Annotated in this window: 17 protein-coding genes; 9 read left to right on the top strand and 8 right to left on the bottom strand. The window is 74.2% G+C overall.

Annotation, left to right across the window (positions count from 1 at the left end; translation table 11 throughout):
- Positions 1 to 9 precede the first annotated feature (9 nt).
- Together N555_RS0124420 and N555_RS0124415 are read right to left on the bottom strand one after the other, a co-directional pair.
- On the bottom strand, positions 10 to 1,098 hold the full coding sequence (locus tag N555_RS0124420; RefSeq protein ID WP_029434109.1) for a FecCD family ABC transporter permease: 1,089 nt from the start codon (positions 1,096 to 1,098) through the stop codon (positions 10 to 12).
- On the bottom strand, positions 1,095 to 2,165 hold the full coding sequence (locus tag N555_RS0124415; protein ID WP_231503144.1) for a FecCD family ABC transporter permease: 1,071 nt from the start codon (positions 2,163 to 2,165) through the stop codon (positions 1,095 to 1,097). Before N555_RS0124415 ends, N555_RS0124420 begins: the two co-directional genes overlap by 4 nt.
- Before the next feature lie 146 nt (positions 2,166 to 2,311).
- Here N555_RS0124415 and N555_RS0124410 point away from each other — a divergent pair, with 146 nt between their 5' ends.
- The 4 genes from N555_RS0124410 to N555_RS0124395 all read left to right on the top strand — a co-directional run bounded on the left by N555_RS0124410 (position 2,312) and on the right by N555_RS0124395 (position 6,037).
- On the top strand, positions 2,312 to 3,970 hold the full coding sequence (locus N555_RS0124410; RefSeq protein WP_231503143.1) for an APC family permease: 1,659 nt from the start codon (positions 2,312 to 2,314) through the stop codon (positions 3,968 to 3,970).
- 5 nt (positions 3,971 to 3,975) lie between these two features.
- A complete protein-coding gene (locus tag N555_RS0124405; RefSeq protein ID WP_029434106.1) occupies positions 3,976 to 4,233 on the top strand; it encodes a DUF167 domain-containing protein in 258 nt (85 codons plus the stop codon).
- A 134-nt stretch (positions 4,234 to 4,367) separates the two neighbouring features.
- Positions 4,368 to 5,528: an HNH endonuclease signature motif containing protein gene (locus N555_RS0124400; RefSeq protein ID WP_197029144.1), complete on the top strand. Its 1,161-nt coding sequence runs from the start codon at positions 4,368 to 4,370 to the stop codon at positions 5,526 to 5,528.
- A gap of 254 nt (positions 5,529 to 5,782) precedes the next feature.
- Positions 5,783 to 6,037: a hypothetical protein gene (locus tag N555_RS0124395; RefSeq protein WP_197029143.1), complete on the top strand. Its 255-nt coding sequence runs from the start codon at positions 5,783 to 5,785 to the stop codon at positions 6,035 to 6,037.
- A 6-nt stretch (positions 6,038 to 6,043) separates the two neighbouring features.
- On the opposite strand, the gene N555_RS0124390 is transcribed toward N555_RS0124395, so the two are convergent.
- From N555_RS0124390 to N555_RS0124375, 4 genes are all read right to left on the bottom strand, one after another.
- A complete protein-coding gene (locus tag N555_RS0124390) occupies positions 6,044 to 6,442 on the bottom strand; it encodes a DUF2237 family protein (RefSeq protein ID WP_029434103.1) in 399 nt (132 codons plus the stop codon).
- Between the two features lie 20 nt (positions 6,443 to 6,462).
- Positions 6,463 to 7,176, bottom strand: a complete 714-nt coding sequence (locus tag N555_RS0124385) for a mycothiol-dependent nitroreductase Rv2466c family protein (RefSeq protein WP_029434102.1) — start codon at positions 7,174 to 7,176, stop codon at positions 6,463 to 6,465.
- 95 nt (positions 7,177 to 7,271) lie between these two features.
- Positions 7,272 to 8,309, bottom strand: a complete 1,038-nt coding sequence (locus N555_RS27180) for an LPXTG cell wall anchor domain-containing protein (protein ID WP_029434101.1) — start codon at positions 8,307 to 8,309, stop codon at positions 7,272 to 7,274.
- 90 nt (positions 8,310 to 8,399) lie between these two features.
- Positions 8,400 to 9,209 carry a hypothetical protein gene (locus N555_RS0124375; protein WP_029434100.1) on the bottom strand — a complete coding sequence of 270 codons (810 nt, stop codon included), beginning with the start codon at positions 9,207 to 9,209 and terminating at the stop codon, positions 8,400 to 8,402.
- A 178-nt stretch (positions 9,210 to 9,387) separates the two neighbouring features.
- Here N555_RS0124375 and N555_RS0124370 point away from each other — a divergent pair, with 178 nt between their 5' ends.
- Complete coding sequence (locus N555_RS0124370) at positions 9,388 to 11,391, top strand: acetoacetate--CoA ligase (protein ID WP_029434099.1); 2,004 nt, start codon at positions 9,388 to 9,390, stop codon at positions 11,389 to 11,391.
- 168 nt (positions 11,392 to 11,559) lie between these two features.
- A complete protein-coding gene (locus N555_RS0124365; RefSeq protein WP_029434098.1) occupies positions 11,560 to 12,819 on the top strand; it encodes an acyl-CoA dehydrogenase family protein in 1,260 nt (419 codons plus the stop codon).
- Between the two features lie 42 nt (positions 12,820 to 12,861).
- On the opposite strand, the gene N555_RS0124360 is transcribed toward N555_RS0124365, so the two are convergent.
- Positions 12,862 to 14,091, bottom strand: coding sequence for an Nramp family divalent metal transporter (locus tag N555_RS0124360; RefSeq protein WP_029434097.1), 1,230 nt, complete (start codon positions 14,089 to 14,091; stop codon positions 12,862 to 12,864).
- Positions 14,092 to 14,187: 96 nt separating this feature from the next.
- Here N555_RS0124360 and N555_RS0124355 point away from each other — a divergent pair, with 96 nt between their 5' ends.
- Positions 14,188 to 14,685, top strand: coding sequence for a hypothetical protein (locus N555_RS0124355; protein WP_051684440.1), 498 nt, complete (start codon positions 14,188 to 14,190; stop codon positions 14,683 to 14,685).
- On the opposite strand, the gene N555_RS0124350 is transcribed toward N555_RS0124355, so the two are convergent.
- Positions 14,662 to 15,927 carry a TetR/AcrR family transcriptional regulator gene (locus tag N555_RS0124350; protein ID WP_051684439.1) on the bottom strand — a complete coding sequence of 422 codons (1,266 nt, stop codon included), beginning with the start codon at positions 15,925 to 15,927 and terminating at the stop codon, positions 14,662 to 14,664. The two genes, N555_RS0124355 and N555_RS0124350, sit on opposite strands and share 24 nt — an antisense overlap.
- 97 nt (positions 15,928 to 16,024) lie before the next feature.
- Here N555_RS0124350 and N555_RS0124345 point away from each other — a divergent pair, with 97 nt between their 5' ends.
- Together N555_RS0124345 and N555_RS0124340 are read left to right on the top strand one after the other, a co-directional pair.
- Positions 16,025 to 16,948, top strand: coding sequence for an alpha/beta fold hydrolase (locus tag N555_RS0124345; protein WP_051684438.1), 924 nt, complete (start codon positions 16,025 to 16,027; stop codon positions 16,946 to 16,948).
- Positions 16,949 to 17,131: 183 nt separating this feature from the next.
- Positions 17,132 to 18,283, top strand: a complete 1,152-nt coding sequence (locus N555_RS0124340; RefSeq protein WP_029434093.1) for an amidohydrolase family protein — start codon at positions 17,132 to 17,134, stop codon at positions 18,281 to 18,283.
- The last annotated feature ends 4 nt before the right edge of the window (positions 18,284 to 18,287 follow it).

Below are 18,287 nucleotides of genomic sequence, written 5' to 3'. Positions count from 1 at the left end.
GGGTCGCCTTCATGTGAACTGCCGCCTTCCACGGACGAGGAGCCAGATCAGGTACGGCGCACCGACGACGGCGGTGAGGATGCCGACCGGCAGGGCCGCCGGCAGCACGGTGCGGGTGAGCAGGTCGGCGGTGACGACCAGGAGTGCGCCGAGCAGCCCGGAGGCCAGCAGCGGCGGCCGGGAACCGCCGGTGAGGCGGACGGCGATCTGCGGGACGATGAGCGCGACGAAGGCGACCGGTCCGGCCGCGGCCACCGCCACCGCGACCAGCACGACGGCGATGAGCACCACGGCGGCCTGCGCGAGGGGCAGCCGCAGGCCGAGCCCGCGGGCGGTCTCGTCGCTGAACTGCAGCACCCCGAGGGCCCGCGACGAGGCCAGGGCCAGCGGCAGCGCGACCGCCAGGCACAGCGCCAGCGGGACGGCGTGGTCCCAGGTGCGGGCGTTGAGGGACCCGGTGATCCACACGTAGGCGGCGGAGGCGTCGTAGATCTCCGCGCGGGTGAGCAGGTACTCCACCGTGGCGCTGCCCAGCGACCACAGTGCGATGCCGACGAGGACCAGCCGGAACCCGTCGATACCGGCCTTCCACGTCAGCGCGAAGAGCAGCAGCCCGGCCACGAGCGCGCCCAGCAGCGCCGACAGCGGGATGCCGAGACCGCCGAGCAGCTCGCCGGTCGTCGTCGAGCCGCTGAGCACGATCGCGGCGACCGCGCCGACCGAGGCGCCCTGGGTGATGCCGAGGATGTCGGGGGAGGCGAGGGGGTTGCGGGCGAAGGTCTGGAACAGGGCGCCGGAGAGGCCGAGGGCGAGGCCGACCAGGGCCCCGACGACGATCCGCGGCGCGCGGAGCTCGAGGACGATGAACTCCGAGCTGCCGTCGCCCAGGCCCACGAGGGTGCGCAGCACCTCGCCGATCGCGATCGGGTAGTCGCCGCGGCCGAGGCTGACCGCGCCGACGAGGACCAGCGCCGCCGCGGCGGCCAGGGGCACGACGAGCTGCCGCCAGCGGATCCGCCCCGACACCGGGCCGACCCGCACGACCGTCGTCCCGCGGCGGGGGGGGACGGCGGGCGGACGCTCCTGCGTGGCGGTCATGGGCCGGCCAGCCGGCGGCGGCGGATCAGGGCGATGAAGAACGGGGCGCCGATGAACGCCAGGACGATGCCGACCTGCACCTCGCCGGGCCGGGCGAGGACGCGGCCGAGGACGTCGGCGCCCAGCAGCAGCACCGCGCCGAGCAGCGCCGAGCCCGGGATCAGCCAGCGGTGCCGCGGTCCGGTGAACGCCCGCACGACGTGCGGCACCACGAGGCCGACGAACGAGATCGGCCCGCAGGCGGCGGTGGCCGCGCCGCAGAGCAGCGTCACCCCCGCGAGGCCGGTGAGCCGGGCCAGCCACACCCGCTGGCCCAGGCCGCGGGCGACGTCCTCGCCGAGGCCCAGCAGGTCCAGCGCGGGCGCGTTGACCAGGGCGAGCACGAGGCCGATGGCGATGAAGGGGGCGACCTGGACGGCGACGTCGGCGTCCCGCCCGGCCAGCGAGCCGACCACCCAGAAGCGGAACCCGTCGAGGGTCTCCTGGTCGCTGACGAGGATCGCCTGGACGAGGGCGTACAGGAGTGCCGTGACCGCGGCGCCGGCGAGGGCGAGCGTCACCGGGGTGCCCCCGCCGCGCCCGGCCGAGCCGAGCGCGAAGACCACGACGCTGCCGGCGAGGGCGCCGGCGAAGGCGAACCAGACGTAGCCGGAGGGGGTGCCCACGTCGAGCAGCCAGATGGACAGGACGACGGCGAACGAGGCGCCGGCGGTGACACCGAGCAGGCCGGGGTCGCCGAGCGGGTTGCGGGTGTGCCCCTGGGTCAGCGCGCCCGCCGCGCCGAGGGCGAGCCCGCACAGCAGGCCGAGCAGCGTCCGGGGCACCCGCAGCTCGCGGACGATGACCGACTCCTCGGTGTCCGGGCCGTTCGACGTCAGCGCGTCCCAGACCGTGCCGAGCCCGATCGGCCGCGACCCGACGGCGACGCTCAGCGCCATCGCGACGACCAGCAGGAGGAGCAGCACCAGGAGGGTGGCCGCGCTGCCGCCGGTGCCGCGCAGCAGCCCGCGCCGCTGGTCGGCGACGGCCGCGGCCGCAGGAGCCGGGGCGTCGGTCACGGCGCTCACGGCGGCTCCCGGGCGGACGGCGGACGATGTCAGGTGAGGCTCACCTTACTGACACCCGATCGCCGATGGCACCCCGCGGTCTGCCGGATACGATCGCGCGCGCTGCGTGGCCGCCCCCACGGGTCCGCGGCGGAGAGGCGGTCTGCGTGTCGAACCCCGCTCGCGGAGGCGGCCGGTCGGCCGTCGCGGACGCCCCCGGGCGCCTCCCCGAGGGCACCGCCCTCGACAAGGGGCTCAAGCCCGGCACGGTCGGCCTGCTGTCGTCGATCGTCATCGGGACGGCGTCGACCGCGCCGGCGTACAGCCTCGCGGCCACGCTCGGCTTCGTCGTCATCGCCGTGGGGGTGAAGGCGCCGTCGATCATGCTGCTGGCCTTCGTCCCGATGTACTTCATCGCGGTCGCCTACGCCGAGCTCAACAAGCGCGAACCCGACTGCGGCACGACGTTCACCTGGGCGGCCCGCGCGTTCGGGCCGCGGACCGGCTGGCTCGGCGGGTGGGGGCTGATCGCCGCCGACGTCATCGTCATGGCGAACCTGGCGCAAATCGCCGGCTCGTACGGCTACCAGCTGGTCGGCCTGGACTCCCTCGCCGAGTCCACGGTCTGGACGACGGTCGCCGGCGTGCTGTGGATCGCCGGCATGACCTGGATCTGCTACATCGGGCTCGAGGTGTCCAAGCGGCTGCAGTACGTGCTGCTCAGCGTCGAGGTCGTCGTCCTCGTCGCGTTCGCGGTGTACGCCCTGGTGAAGGTCTACTCGGGCGACGCACCGGACGGTTCGCTCCGGCCGTCGCTGTCCTGGCTGTGGCCGTCGGGCCTGGAGTGGTCGTCGGTCACCGAGGCCATGCTGCTGGCGATCTTCATCTACTGGGGCTGGGACACCGCGGTCGCCATCAACGAGGAGACGACCGATCCCGGCCGCACCCCAGGCCGCGCGGCGATCATCTCGACGGTCCTGCTGCTGGCCACCTACGCCGTCGTGTCGGTCGCGACGGTGGCCTTCGCCGGCGTGGGGACGACGGGGATCGGGCTGGGCAACGAGGACAACGCCGAGGACGTGTTCAACGCGATCGGGCCGGTGGTCTTCGGCGACGACCTCGGCGGGCGCGTCTTCGAGGCGCTGCTGATCATCTCGGTGCTGACCTCGGCGTCGGCGTCGACGCAGACGACGATCCTGCCCACCGCGCGGGCGACGCTGTCGATGGGCGCCTACCGGGCGATCCCGGTGGCCTTCGCCCGGATCCACCCGCGGTACCTCAGCCCGTCGGTGTCGACGATCTGGATGGGGGCGGTCTCGATCGCCTTCTACGTCAGCCTCACGATCGTGAGCGACAACGTGCTTCAGGACTCGATCCTCGCCGTGGGCCTGCTCATCGCCTTCTACTACGGCATGACCGGTTTCGCCTGCGCCTGGGAGTTCCGGCGCGACCTCCACACGGCCCGCGACGTCGTCATGCGCTTCGTGATCCCGCTGCTGGGCGGCGTGATGCTGCTGGCGGTGTTCGTCGTCGCCTGCATCGAGTACGCCGACCCCGACTACGGGTTCACCGTGCTGTTCGGGGTGGGCGGGGTCTTCGTCATCGGCATCGGCACGCTCCTGCTGGGCGTGGTGCTGATGGCGATCTACAACGTCATCGCCCCGGCCTACTTCCGCGGCGAGACGCTGCGGAACCGGCCGGGCGACCTGCTGCTCGAGCGCGCTCAGGACGGGACCGGCCTGCGGCTGCCGGACTCCCGCGAGGAGACCGTGATCGCCCCGGACCTGTCGAACCTGCCCGAGGGCCGCGAGCCGTACCAGCCCTGACGCCGGTGCGGATCGCTCTCCGGGTGCGACCCGGCGCCGGGCGGACGGCGGTCGGCGGCGCGCACGACGGTGCCCTCGTCGTCCGCGTCGCGGCGCCGGCGGTGGACGGCCGCGCCACCGAGGTGGCGCTGGCGGCGGTCGCCTCGGCGCTCGGGGTGCGCCGCCGTGAGGTCGCGCTGGTGACTGGCGCGACGAGCCGGACGAAGGTCGTCGAGGTGCCGGACGGTTGTGCAGCGGCGGTGGCTGCTCTGTTCGCTGCTTGAGTCGCCATGGCTGTCAAGAGGTCGCGTCGATCTGTGGACAGGGCGTTGACCTGGGGATTCGTACTGCTGTGGACGTCTGTGGGCGCTAGAATCCGTACATGTGTTCGAGTGGTTCAGGCGGCGATCTGCACGCGATGTCGGACGCCGACCTGCTGGCCGAGGTCGGTGGGTTGGTGGCGGAGCGGAACCGGGTGGAGGCCCGGCTGACCCGTGCGGTGCGAGTCGCCGATGCGCGGTTGGCCTGCGAGCACGACGGGCTGAAGACCATGCAGTCGTGGCTGCGCACCCACACCGGGATGAAGAACTCGGCCGCGGCGGCGCTGGTGTGCCGCGGGCGGGTCCTGGACCTGCTGCCCGCGACTGCCGCGGCGTTCGCGGCGGGTGCGATCGGCGTCGAGCACGTCACCGCGATCGCCACGATCACCGGCCGGCGGGAGCTGGCCGCCGCCGCCGATCAGGGCGTGGACCTGGCCGAGGTCGACGCGGCGCTGGCCACGGTCGCGGCCGGGCAGACCTTCCGGAAGCTGACCGAGGCGGTGCACCACTACCTGGCCCAGCTGGACCCCGACGGGCCCGAACCCGACCCCACGCAGGAACGGTCGCTGACCATCACCACCCATCCCGACGGCACCGTCACCATCCACGTGGAACTGGACGCCGTCGCCGGGGAGAAGGTCAAGGCGGTGATCGAGCCGATGGCCGCCACCTCCCGCACGGCCGGAGACGAGCGCACCCCCGGCCAGATCCGCGGCGACGCGTTCGTGCAGTGGGCCGACAACACCCTCGCCGCCGGGGCGGTGCCGATCCAGCGCACCCGTAAGCCCGGTATCGCCGCCGTGATCGACGTCGACGCCCTGGTCGACCCGGCCACCGGCCAGACCGCCGCCCGGATGGGATTCGGCGCCACCATCTCCGCCGCCCGCGCCCGCTGGCTGGCGTGTGACTCGAGTGTGGCCCGGATCGTGATGGGACCCGACGGTGTGCCGATCGACCGCGGCCGGGAGGTCCGGATCGTGCCCGCCCCGCTGCGGCACCTGCTGGACCTGCGCGACGGCGGCTGCCTGTTCGCCGGCTGCGACGCCCCACCGGAGTGGTGCGAGGCCCACCACTTCCTGCACTGGGCCTTCGGCGGGGAGACCACCTTGGAGAACACCGGCCTGTTCTGCGAACGCCACCACGGCAAGCTCCACGCCGGCTTCCGGGTCGAACGCGGACCCGACGGCCGATGGCACACCTACCGCCCCGACGGCACCGAGATCCTCCTCGCCCGGGACGAACTCCTCGTCCCCGTCTGAGGTCCCGTCGTCCCGTCCCAGCCGCCCGCGCCTGTGCGCGGGCGGCCACCGGCGCGCGCCTCGGATCACGTCGCGCCAACATGGGAGCGTCCGCGCTCCACGGGCGCCGGTCCGGGCATGATCACGCGGTGCTCATGAGAACTCGTCGTGTGGTGCTGCCGCTGAGCAGGAACGTCGGCTCGCACGGGCACTGGTGAGGATCGGGCCGCCGCCGGAGCCCCCGGCCCGACCGGGTCCAGGGTCACGATGACGGAGTGCGCCGGAGCAGAGGGGTGGCCGTGGCCGGGCTGAAGCAGTGGAGCGAGCTGACCGGAGCTCAGCGGGGGCTGGTCGTCGCCGGAGTGGTCGTCGACTCCGTGGCCAAGGCCGCCGCGCTGCGCGACCTGAGACGCCGTCCCGCCGGCCGCGTGCGTGGCCCGAAGTGGCTCTGGGCCACCGCCATCGCGCTGACGGGTTCGCTCGGCGCGGTGCCGTTGACCTACTTCCTGTTCGGTCGCCGGCCGGCCTGACGGCAGCTAGCTCAGTCCGCTGATGTCGTCGGGCACGTCGACGGCGTGCTGCCGCAGCGCCTCGAGGGGGACGACCTCCAGCGCGCGGGCGTTCGTCGCGGCCAGGACGACGCCCGAGGCCGCACCCGCCTGGTACGCCTGGAGCCACCGGACGGCGACCACGCACCAGCGGTCGCCCGGCACCAGACCGGGGAAGTCGTACTCCGGCCGCGGCGTGCTCAGGTCGTTGCCCAGATCCCGCTGCAGCGCGAGGAACTCGGCCGAGACGACGGCGCAGACGGTGTGCCGGCCGAGGTCGTCCGGCCCGCTGCTGCAGCACCCGTCACGGTAGAAGCCGGTCATCGGCTGCGTGCCGCACGACTCCAGCGGACCGCCCAGCACGTTGAGCTCCCCGGGCTCGCTCACGTCCGGCTCACCTCCGCTGCTCATCGGTGCTTCCGGCGGCTGCCACCGTGCCAGTCCTCCTCCTGCCCGGCCTCGCCCGTGCCGACGCCGAACGACGCAAGCTGCGGACGCTCGCGCAGGCTCCGCTTGAGCTCGGCGAACCCCGGGAACCCCGCCAGTGCCACGACGTGGTCCCACAGCGCCAACGCCTCCTCGGGCTCCGGCAGGCGGCTGATCACCGGCCCGAAGAACGCCGTCCCCTCCGGCGGCCGGAAGTGCAGGATCGGCGTCCCGACGTCCCGGCCGGTGAGCGCCAGCGCCTCGTCGGTCTCGGCCTGCACCACGGCGTCCCAGGCCTCGTCGTCCAGGGCTGCGGCCAGGTCGGCCGGCAGGTCGAGTGCAGCGAGCACCGGGGCGACGAACTCCGCCGTGCCGCGGGCACCCGCCGCCGTCGCCGGAGCGTCGTGGATGCGCCGTCCCAGCGCGAGGTACAGCCGGTCCACCGCCGCCGGCCCGTGCTCGTCGCGGACCCGCGCGGCCATGCGCAGCAGCCGCAGCCCGTCGGTGTGGCCGGCCTCGTAGTCGGGCGGGAACTGCGCGGCGTAGTCGACGTGCGCGTTCAGCAGGCGCAGCGAGATGAACCGCCACTCGACGGCGTACTCCCGGCGCTCGGCGACGAGCCGGACCCACTCGCTGGTCAGCCACGCGAACGGGCACACGGGGTCGAACCAGAACCGCAGGTCCGCGTCCGCCACGGGTGCGAACCTAGTGCCGAGCCGCCGGATGTGCCGGACGCGCCGGACCGGCGGCCGGGCCCCGCAGAGGAGCCCGGCCGCCGATCCGTGCGCGGTCAGTCCCGCGCGACCCGGTCCCGGCGACGCGCGCCGACCACCGTGCCGAGCCCGGCCAGCAGGGACAGGATCGCGAGGAGCAGCCAGGAGCCCGTCTCGGCCCCGGTGTAGGCCAGCTCGGCCGGACCGTCACCCTGCGCGGCCGCGCGCGACGACGCGGAGGTTGCCGTGCCGCCCGCCGAGTCGGACCGCGCGTGCTGCACGGGCTGCACCGGCTGCCCGGGGGTGCCGGGGCCCTCCGGCCCGGTCGGCGTCCCCGGGGTGCCGGGCGTGCCAGGCGTGCCGGGGACGGTGCCGCAGGTCCCGGAACCGCTGCCGAGCAGCCCGATGCCGGTGCCGCAGACGGTCACCGGGACGTCGACGTCGACGCCCGGACCACCCGTGCCCGGGTCACCCGTGCCCGGACCACCCGTGCCCGGCGCGGTCGAGCAGGCGCCCGCCGCGTCGCCGAGGACGCCGATGCCGTTCCCGCACACGAGCACGGGGGCGTCGACGTCGATCAGCGACGGGCCGCCGGAACCCCCGGCCGCCGGAGCGCCGGGGGTGCAGGCACCGGCGGCGTCGCCGAGCACCCCGATCCCGTTCCCGCACACGGTGACGGGCACCGAGACGCCGAGCAGGCCGCCGTCGCTGCCGGCCGGCGCGGGGGCGGTGCCGGAAGCGGTGGCGTCCCCGAGGACGCCGACGGCGTTCCCGGCGACGGTCACCGGGACGCTCACGTCCGCGGCTTCCGCTGCCGGCGCGGAGGCCGGCGCCTGCGTCGCCGTCGTCCCGAGCAGGCCGACGCCGTTGCCACCCACGGTGACCGGCACCGACAGGGAGACGCCGCCCAGGTCCAGGCCGATGTCGGCGCGCAGCGCGGGCAGGTCGATCCCCGGTGCGGGGACCTCACCGAGGACGGCGAGCGCGTTGTCGGTCACGGTGACCGGCACGGTCACGTCGAGGCCGTCGTCCGCGGACGCGACCCCCGTCCCGAGGGCCCACAGGCCCCCGGTGAGCACAGCGGCCTGCAGGCCGCGACGGATCAAGGTGTTCACGAGAGTTCTCCTGACTGAGGGAGTGCCCCCGGTCCCGGACGGGACGGCGGGGTCGGGCGCTGCGCCGGCACGTGGCCGGCGGCGCCGCACTCAGTCGGGAGAGGTGCCGGGGTCCTCGGGGGTGTCGAGGGACGGCGCGGACCCGTCGGCGGCTGCGCCGGACGGGAGGTCGGCGTCGGCAGGCGTGCCCGCGGACAGGTGGGCGGCCGGGGGCAGGTCGGTGCCCGCGCCGCCGGTGGCCGACGACGGCGTGGAGCCGGCCGGAGGCAGCACGGGGAGCGCCGGCAGCGGGAGGGGCGCCGGCGCGGCGGGGATCCCGGCTCCGGCAGCCGCGACGACGGCCTGCGGAGTCGGGACCCGGACCCCGGTCGAGGCCGCGGCGACCGGCGCGGCGGCGGGTGCCACGGCCGCGTCGGAGGAAGCCGGACCGGTCGTCTCAGGCCCGGTCGCCGGTGCGGCGACGTCGGAGAGCACCGGCAGGGCCGGCGACGGGAGGAGGTCGACCGGCGCGGCCACCGCGCCCAGCACGGGCCGGACGACCGCGTCGACGACCGGAGCGGCCGGCGTGCGGTCGAGGACGGCCAGCACGGGCTGCGCCACGGCGTCCACGACCGGGACGACGACCTGGTCGACCACGGGGCGGACGACGGGCGGCAGCAGCTCGCGGACCGGCGGGAGGGTCTCGACCACCGTGTCGGTCACCGTGTCGACCACCGTGCCGGTCACGTCCGCGACGGCGGAGACGGTGCCGGACAGCAGGCCGGGAGGGGGCACCTCGTCGGCCGAGGCGGTGCCGGACATCTGCCCGGCCAGCCACAGCCCGGTGCCGAACCCGGCGACGGCGAGGGTCCGGACGAGGGCGCGACGGAGCCCGGGGGCACCGCCTCGTCGTCCGTCCATGCCAGCTCCTCGCTGTGATCGTTCGGATGCACAGCGTGACCTCCAGGCGCCCGAAGCGCGCGGTGGAACGCGTCCCCCGATCGGATGGACTCCGGGACGGACCGGTCACACCCGGTCACGTCGAGCGGGCTCGATGTGTCACGTGAAACGGGCGGGACGGGATGGCAAGGTGCGGTTCGTGAGCGACGCAGCCTCCGACGGTGCCCCCGACGTCCTCTGGCGACCCACCCCCGAGTCCATCGGCGCCACGCGCCTGGCGGCGTTCGCCGCGCGCGTGCAGGAGCGGCGCGGCGTGGACCTGGGCGACCCGGTCGACTACGACCGTGTCTGGCGCTGGTCGGTGGAGCACCTCGACGAGTTCTGGGCCGAGATCGCCGACTGGAGCGGCGTGCTGCCCGGCGTTCCCGACGAGCGCGTGCTCACCCGCCGGGAGATGCCCGGCGCGGAGTGGTTCCCCGGGACGACGGTGAACTACGCCGAGCAGGCGCTCCGGCACGCCACCGACGAGCACCCCGCACTGATCGCCGTCACCGAGGAGACGCTGGCCGGCGACGCCGAGCCGGTCGAGCTCACGTGGGCTGACCTGCGCCGGCAGGTGGGCGCCTTCGCCGCGACGCTGCGCCGGCTGGGCGTGCGCCGCGGCGACCGGGTCGCGGGCTACCTGCCGAACGTGCCCGAGGCGGTGGTGGCCTTCCTGGGGGCGGCGTCCATCGGTGCGGTCTGGTCCTCCTGCGCACCGGACTTCGGCACCCGCAGCGTCCTCGACCGGTTCGCCCAGATCGAGCCCACCGTGCTCGTCGCCGTCGACGGCTACCGGTTCAACGGCCGCGAGCACGACCGCCGCGACGTCGTCGCCGAGCTGCGCGCCGCGCTGCCGACCGTGCAGACGACGATCGCCGTCCCCCGCCTCTTCCCGGACGAGCTGCCCGAGGGGGCGCTGTCCTGGGCCGACGCCGTCGCCGACGAGCAGGAGCCGGTCTTCGAGCCGCTGCCGTTCGACGCCCCGCTGTGGATCGTCTACTCCTCGGGGACGACGGGGCTGCCCAAGGGCATCGTGCACGGGCACGGCGGCGTCGTCCTGGAGCAGTGGAAGCAGCTGGCCCTGCACGGCGACGTCGGGCCGGGCGACCGCTTCTACTGGTACGCCTCCACCGCCTGGATCATGTGGAACATCGCGACGTCGGCGCTGCTGGTCGGCGCCACGGTGGTCGTGCACGACGGCGCCCCGGCGTATCCGGGGGTCGACGCGCAGTTCGCCCTCGCCGCCCGCACCGGGGTGACCTACCTGGGCACCAGTGCCGGCTACCTGACCGCCTGCGAGAAGGCCGGCGTCCGGCCGGGGGAGACGTTCGACCTCTCCGGCGTGCGGTCCATCGGCTCGACCGGGTCCCCGCTGCCGGCCAGCGCCTTCCGCTGGGTCTACGACGCCGTCTCCCGCGACGTCTTCCTCGGCTCGCTGTCGGGCGGCACCGACATCGCCACCGGCTTCGTGGGCAGCTCGCTGCTGCTCCCGGTGACCGCCGGGGAGCTGCAGCGCCCGATGCTGGCGGTCGCCGCCGCGGCGTGGGACGAGCAGGGCCGGCCGGTGATCGGCGAACTCGGCGAGCTCGTGGTGACCGAGCCGATGCCCTCGATGCCGCTCTACTTCTGGGCCGACCCCGACGGCACCCGCTACCGCGAGGCGTACTTCGAGCCCTGGCCCGGCGTGTGGCGGCACGGCGACTGGCTGGAGGTCACCGAGCGCGGCACCTGCCTCATCACCGGCCGCTCGGACTCCACGCTGAACCGGGGCGGCGTCCGCATGGGGACGGCGGACATCTACGCCGCCGTCGAGCCGATCCCGGAGGTCGCCGACTGCGTGGTGCTGGGCGTCGAGCAGCGCGACGGCGGCTACTGGATGCCGCTGTTCGTGCAGCTGCGTCCCGGGGCGGAGCTGACCGACGACCTGGTGGCCCGCATTCGGAAGGCCATCCGCACCGAGGCGAGCCCGCGGCACGTGCCCGACGAGGTGATCGCCGTGCCCGGGGTGCCGCACACCAAGACCGGCAAGCGGCTGGAGGTCCCGCTGAAGCGGCTCTTCCAGGGCGTCGACCCGCAGAAGGCGGTCAACGCGGGCGCCGTCGACGACCCGGCCCTGGTGGACCACTACGTCGAGCTGGCCCGGGAGCGCGGCGCCCGCTGAGGTGGAGGAATCCGTCGGCGTCGCGCCCACGGATCTCCTCCACGACGTCCCCCGGTCCGTGGCGTCGATCACGAACGTGGGTGACCGCGCGCTGCGGTGGGCAGGTCAGACCGCCACAGTGCACCCACGGATGTCGACCACCGCCGGCCGAGCAGGGAGCGAGCGACGATGACGTCGAGCGACAGCGCCACCGAGACCGAGCTGCAGGAGGCCCGCCCCCCGGACCTCCTGCCCCCGTGGCACACGCCCGAGCGGGAGGAGCTCCAGCTGCAGGCCCGCCGGTTCGCGACGGACGAGGTGCTGCCGGTCGCCAACGAGCTCGACCCGCAGAAGGGCGAGATCCCGGCGTCGCTGCTGCAGCGGCTGGCCGAGCTCGGGTACTTCGGCATCACCGTCCCGGCCGAGCACGGCGGGCTGGGCCTGGGCGTCTTCGAGTACTGCATGGTCTCCGAGGAGCTCGCCCGCGCCTGGATGAGCACCGCGAGCATCCTGGCCCGCTCCCAGGGCCTGGGCACGACCGTCGCCGACGCCGACCGCCGCGCCGACCTGCTGGCACGCAGCGCCCGCGGTGAGTGGATCGGCGCCATCGCGCTGTCCGAGCCCGACGCCGGGTCCGACCTCGCCGGCGTCTCCACCCGCGCCGTCCTCGAGGGCGACGAGTGGGTCGTCACCGGCCACAAGCGCTGGTGCGGCAACGCCAAGGCCGCCGACTTCATCCAGGTGCTGGTGCGCACCGGCGACCCCGAGGAGGGGGAGCCCCGCTCCCGCGGGCTGACGAACCTGCTGCTGGAGAAGAAGCGCGGCGAGTTCCCCGAGGGGCTGTCCGGCCACCCCATCGACAAGGTCGGCTACCACGGCTTCCTGACCTGGGACCTCACCTTCGACGGCGTCCGGATCCCGGCCGGCAACGTGGTGGACGACGCCAACGCCGCCGACGGCGAGGGGGAGGAGGCCGCCCGCGCCGGGATGCTCAAGGCCAAGGAGTTCCTCAACACCGCGCGGGTGCACACCGCCGCCCGTGCCGTCGGACTGGCCCGCGCCGCGCTGGAGGACTCGGTCGTCTACCTCCAGGAGCGGGAGCAGTTCGGACACCCGATCGCCGACTTCCAGGCGCTGCGGTTCGCCGTCGCCGAGATGGCCGCGCAGATCGAGCAGAGCCGCGCGTTCTACCGCCAGGTCGCGCACCTGCTCGACCTCGGCGTCCCCTGCGAGCGGGAGGCGGCGATGGTGAAGCTCGAGGCGACCGAGATGGCCGTCCGCGTGACCAACCAGGCCATGCAGCTGCACGGGGGCAACGGCTACACCACCGAGCGCCAGGTGGAGCGGCACTGGCGCGACGCCCGGCTGACCACGATCTTCGAGGGCACCAGCGAGATCCAGAAGCGGATCATCAGCGACCGCATGCTGCCCCGCTCCCCCCTGTCCTGATCGGAGTGCGGGAGCGCAGGAGACCTGCGTTCCCGCACTCCGCTACGTGAACGTCAGGTAGAGCAGCGTCAGGTTCAGCGTGATGACGGCGCCCGCGACCAGCGCCGCCGCGGCCGTCGTCCCGCGCCGGTTGACGTGCTCGCCCATGACGTCCCGCCGCGCGGTGAACAGCACCAGCGGCACCAGGGCGAACGGGATGCCGAGGGACAGCACCACCTGGGAGACGATGAGCGTCTCGCTCGGGTCCGCGCCCAGCGCGAGCACGACGATCGCCGGGATCACGGTGATCACCCGCCGCAGCAGCAGCGGGATCTGCTTGCGCAGCAGCCCCTTCATGACCTCCGCCCCCGCGGCGCTGCCGACCGACGTCGAGGCCAGGCCCGAGCCCAGCAGCGCCACCGCGAACAGCAGCGCGACGCCGCCGCCCAGCTCCGAGGTCATCAGCTCGTGGACGCCCTCCAGTGTGTCCGTGCCCGGGAAACCCTGGAGGCTCGAGGCGGCGACCACCAGCAGCGACAGGTTCAGCACGCCGGCCAGGACCAGGGCGGAGACGACGTCGCCCCGGGTGGCCCGGATCAGCCGCGCGACGCCGAGCCCCTCGCCGCGGGTGCCCAGCCGGGTGGTCGTCAGGCTGGAGTGCAGGTAGATCACGTGCGGCATGACTGTGGCGCCGATGATCCCCGAGGCCAGCAGCACGCTGTCCGCGCCGTCGAACGTCGGCACGAGGCCGGCCACGAGCTCGCCGCCGTCCGGTGGGTCCACGAAGAGTCCGGCCATGAACCCGACGGCGATCAGCAGCAGGAAGGCCATGATCACGCGCTCCAGGGCCCGCTGCCCCCGGGCGTCGCCCACCCGCAGGACCAGCAGGGACACCGCGGCGGTCAGGATCGCGCCGAGCACCAGCGGGACGTCGAACAGGATCGCCAGCGCGAGCGCGCCGCCGACCACCTCCGCCATGTCGGTCGCGATCGCCACCGCCTCGGCCTGCAGCCAGTACGCGAGACGGGCGGACCGCGGCAGCCGGTCGCCCAGCTGCGTGGGCAGCGACTTCCCGGTGACCAGGCCGAGCTTGGCCGAGAGGTACTGGACGAGCACCGCCATCACGTTGGCCAGCACCACGACCCAGACGAGCGTGTAGCCGTAGCGCGCGCCGGCGGTGACGTTGGTGGCCACGTTGCCGGGATCGACGTAGGCGACCGCCGCGATGAACGCCGGCCCGAGCAGCGACAGGCGGCGCGTCCGCTGCCGGCTCGTCGTTCGGGTCGTCACCATCGCTCTCCTCCGGTCGCCGGTACGGCCGGACCAGAGCGTGCCACGGCGGAGCAATCATTCGTTCCGCGGGACCGGCGGGTCGGGTAGCTTCCGCTCGTGCGTACGGCCGTCATGCGGGTGGTCATCGACGCGGACGGCGTTCTCGGGCCGGACGCGTACGAGGCAGGTCTCGTCCAGCTCCGCGAGGCGGCGGTCGAGGTGGTCGCGAGTCCGCCCGCCTCCCTGCCGGAGCGTCGGCGCGAGGTGGAGTTGATCCTCGACGAGGCGCAGCTCGCCGACCGCGAGGAGTACGTCGGCCTGTGCTCGCGCGCCTTCGGGCTCCCGGCCGCGCCCGGGGTCGTCACCTTCATCAGCCGCGGCACCGACGACGACGCCCGGGGCGTGCTCGCCGGGTTCGGCCTGCAGGCGGTCGACGTCGAGCGGTTCACCGAGGACGACGACGAGGTGGTGCGCGTCGTGCTCGACCCGGAGCAGGCGATGCGGGTGCCGGAGGGGCGGCTGCACACGGCGCTCGAGGCGGCCCTGAACTGCGAGGTGCGGATCGTCGTCGACACCGCGGCGCGCCCGGGGTCAGCCGCGGAGGGCGCCCCGTAGCAGTGCGGCACGCAGGAAGGCGTGCGCGCGGGCCGTCCCGGTCCGCGCGTGCTGGTGGAACGGCAGCCACAGGACGGAGCGGATGTGCAGAGCCATGTCGGGCACCGTGCGCAGCCGGCCGTTCGCCGCACCCCGGTCGATCAGCTCCTCGAGCGCGGTGAGCCGGCCCTGCGTCGCCAGGTAGTAGTCGTGGAACGGGCTGGTCGTGGCCTCCCGGCCGCTCCAGCCGTAGCGGACGATGCACGTCTCGGCCTCGAACCGCCGGCTGGCGTGCACGAAGACCCGCGCGAGCCCGTCGAGCGTCTCGACCTCGGGGGAGCCGGCCGCGAGCACGGCGCCGAAGGCCTCGCCCAGGTGGCCCGAGTAGCTGCCCAGGATCTCGCGCAGCAGCGCCTCCTTGGACTCCACCCGCCGGTACAGCGTCCCCATCCGCACCCCGGCGGCGGCGGCGATGTCGCGGACGGTCGTCGCGTCGTACCCGCGGCGGGCGAACTCGGCGCGGGCCGCGGACACGATGGTGTCGCGGTCGCGCGGGCCGGCCGGCGGCTCCTGCTCGGGCCAGCCGGCCAGGGCCTCGACCGCGGCGCGGGACGCCGCCGACCCGTCGAGCTCGCCGTCGTGCGGGCACCCGGTCGTGACGCCCTGGAGCAGGACGTCGCAGAGCCGGGCGGCCACCTCCCGCGGGTCCTGGCCCGACGGGTAGCTGCCGGGCCCGTCCAGCGTCGCCTGCTGGAGCGCGAAGCGGAGCAGCGCCGGGTCGGCACCGCCCTCGCGGGCCGGGCGCAGCCCGTCGACGGCGTCGCGCCAGGCGATCTCGAGCGCCTCGGTGGGCAGTCGCATGGCCTCGCGCAGCCGGGCGGTGGCGACGGTGGGGGGATCGAAGGCCCGCAGCCGGACGGCGGCGGCGTGCTCGAAGCTCAGCGCCATCACGTCGGCGCTCAGCTGCCGCACCCGCTCCTCGGCGGCCGCACCCGGGGCCGGCGGGTCCGCCACGGCGGCGTCGGCCACCTCGCCGAGCGCGGTGCTGTACGCCGTCAGCAGCTCGGCGGCGATCTGCTCCTTGGACGCGAAGTGGTGGTAGAGGCTGCCCGGCAGGAGGCCGACGGCGTCGGCGATGTCGTTCATGGTCGTGCCCGCGTAGCCCGACGCCTCGAACAGGCGAGCCGCCGTGGCGCGCACCACCTGCGCCCGGGCGCTGTCGCGGGACACCGCGCGCCCCGCGGTCTCCTGCACGCCGGCCATGCCCCTGAGTATGGCCGCCGTCGCGGCTCCCGAGATGCGGCGGAGTACCGCATCACCGGAGTTCACCCAGATCGCTCAACGATGAGGAGAGGTGCACATGGCTGAGACAGAGGTCAACGGCGGCATCGTCGTACACGAGTTCATCGGACCGGAGGACGGCCAGGTCGTCGTCCTGACGCCCGGCGGACGGTTCAGCAAGGAGTTCCCCGGTGTCCGCGAGATGGCGGAGGGGATCGCCGCGGGCGGCAAGCGGGTGCTGCTGTGGGACCGCCCCAACTGCGGGAACTCCGACATCCAGCTCTACGGGCAGTCCGAGTCGCACATGCGCGCGGAGACCCTCGGTGTCCTGCTCGAGAAGCTGGGCATCGAGAAGGTCGCCAAGTTCGGTGGGTCCGGGGGTGCGCGGGACTCGATCGTCTTCGCGCTGATGTACCCGGAGAAGGTCACGCACCTGGCGCTGTGGAACATCGTGGGCGGCAACTTCAGCACGATGTCGCTGGCCGGCGTCTACATCCTCAACGAGATCCGCACGGTGCGGGCCAAGGGCATCGAGGGGATCCTCCAGCTCGGCGGGGCCGCCGGCGGCTGGACCGACCTGATCGCGGCGAACCCGCGCAACGCCGACCGGCTGCGCGCGCTCGGGGCCGAGGAGTTCGAGCGGGTGATGACCCGTTGGCTCGATGCGTTCATCCCCAAGCCGAACGAGGCCATCCCCGGGGTCGCCGACTACCAGTTCGGCGAGATCACGGTGCCCACGCTGGTCATCCGGCCGGGCGTCAACGACATCGACCACCCGCCGACGACGTCGTTCCGGGTGCACTCGATGATCAAGGGCTCCCGCCTGATCGAGCCGCCGTGGCCGGAGGACGCCTGGGAGGCCGGCGGCGCGGCCCGCGAGGCCGGCACCGGGAACATCTTCGACTCCTGGGTGCTCGCGTCCCCGATCCTCGTGGACTTCCTCGACGGCAAGGAGGCCGGCACGGCCACCACGGTCGCCTGGAACGGCCGGCCGGGCGCCTGACGTCCGCGGTCCGGGGGCGGCGCGGCCCGCCCCCGGACCCCGGCGCCCCCGCCCCCGGACCCCGGCGCCCCCGCCGCGGGCCTCGCGCCCCCGCCCTTGTGACGGCGGTCATGCGGTCGTAGACTGGGCGGAGCAATCGTTTGGTCCGCCGTTTCGCGGCCGGGCCGTCTGGGAGGAAATGCGTTGGATTCCGAGGGCCGGCCCGTCATCGACGCGAGCGTGCACGCGTTCTTCGCGTCCGACCGCGACCTGCGCGACCACCTGAAGGAGCCGTTCAAGAGCCGCGGGTACCCCGACGTCGACGTGGCCTGGTTCGCCCCGCCGGACGGCGTGCGCTACGCCCCCGGCACGCAGGCCGACTCGGTGATCGAGCAGCAGGCCTTCGGCCAGCCCGTGACCAGGATGCCGGGCCACCCGGGCTCGGACCCGGAGCTCGTCGGCCGCCAGTTGTTCGAGGAGCGCGGCGTCGACATCGCCGTCCTGCACCCGATGTCGAACGCCGGCATCCTGCCGGACTGGCACCTCTCGACGGCGATCTTCGCCGCCTACAACCAGATGCTCGTCGAGCGCTGGCTGGACTCCGGCACCTACGCCGACCGCTTCCGCGGGACCATCCGCGTGAACCCGAACGACATCGACGGCGCGGTCCGCGAGATCAAGCGGTACTCCGACCACCCGCGCGTGGTGCAGATCGGCCTGCCCATGCAGACCCAGTCGCCCTACGGGCGGCCGCACTTCCGGCCGCTGTGGCGGGCCGCGGTCGAGGCCGGGCTGCCGGTCGCCGTCCACATCGAGATGGGCGTCGGCGTCACCCACCCGCCCACGCCGTCCGGCATCACCCGGACCTTCTCGCACCTGACCGCCTACCAGCCGATGACGTTCGTCTGGCACCTGCTCAACATGATCGCCGAGGGTGTCTTCGAGGAGTTCCCGGAGCTGAAGATCGTCTGGGCCGACGGCGCGGCGGACATGCTGACGCCGTTCATCTGGCGGATGGACTCCTTCGGGCGGCCGCACCTGGAGCAGACCCCCTGGGCGCCGAAGATCCCCAGCGCCTACCTGGCCGACCACGTCTACTTCGTGCACAGCTCGCTCGACGGTCCCGGCGCCGACGCCGACTTCGCCGACGACTGGCTGCGCATGACCGGCAAGGAGGATCACTCGATGTTCGGGTCCAGCTACCCGGACTGGCAGATGCACTCCCCCGACGACCTCCCGCGGGCATGGACGCCCGAGCAGCGGGAGAAGGTGCTGTGGCGGACCGCCGCCCGGCTCTACGGCATCGAGCTACCCCTGTCCGCACCCGCTCCGATCCCCGTCCCCGCGTCCGCCTGAGGCG

It is taken from the genome of Blastococcus sp. URHD0036 (assembly GCF_000701365.1).
In the GTDB taxonomy this organism is placed as follows: domain Bacteria; phylum Actinomycetota; class Actinomycetes; order Mycobacteriales; family Geodermatophilaceae; genus Trujillonella.
Note: the sequence above shows the minus strand (reverse complement) of the source record. Positions and strands in the feature narration are given on the sequence as shown.

What these genes read in the sequence shown, in the direction of transcription:
- N555_RS0124420 (WP_029434109.1), bottom strand. Translation starts at nt 1,098, where the DNA reads ATGACCGCCACGCAGGAGCGTCCGCCCGCCGTCCCCCCCCGCCGCGGG.
- N555_RS0124400 (WP_197029144.1), top strand. Translation starts at nt 4,368, where the DNA reads ATGTCGGACGCCGACCTGCTGGCCGAGGTCGGTGGGTTGGTGGCGGAG.
- N555_RS0124375 (WP_029434100.1), bottom strand. Translation starts at nt 9,209, where the DNA reads ATGGACGGACGACGAGGCGGTGCCCCCGGGCTCCGTCGCGCCCTCGTC.
- N555_RS0124365 (WP_029434098.1), top strand. Translation starts at nt 11,560, where the DNA reads ATGACGTCGAGCGACAGCGCCACCGAGACCGAGCTGCAGGAGGCCCGC.
- N555_RS0124360 (WP_029434097.1), bottom strand. Translation starts at nt 14,091, where the DNA reads ATGGTGACGACCCGAACGACGAGCCGGCAGCGGACGCGCCGCCTGTCG.
- N555_RS0124350 (WP_051684439.1), bottom strand. Translation starts at nt 15,927, where the DNA reads ATGGCCGGCGTGCAGGAGACCGCGGGGCGCGCGGTGTCCCGCGACAGC.
- N555_RS0124345 (WP_051684438.1), top strand. Translation starts at nt 16,025, where the DNA reads ATGGCTGAGACAGAGGTCAACGGCGGCATCGTCGTACACGAGTTCATC.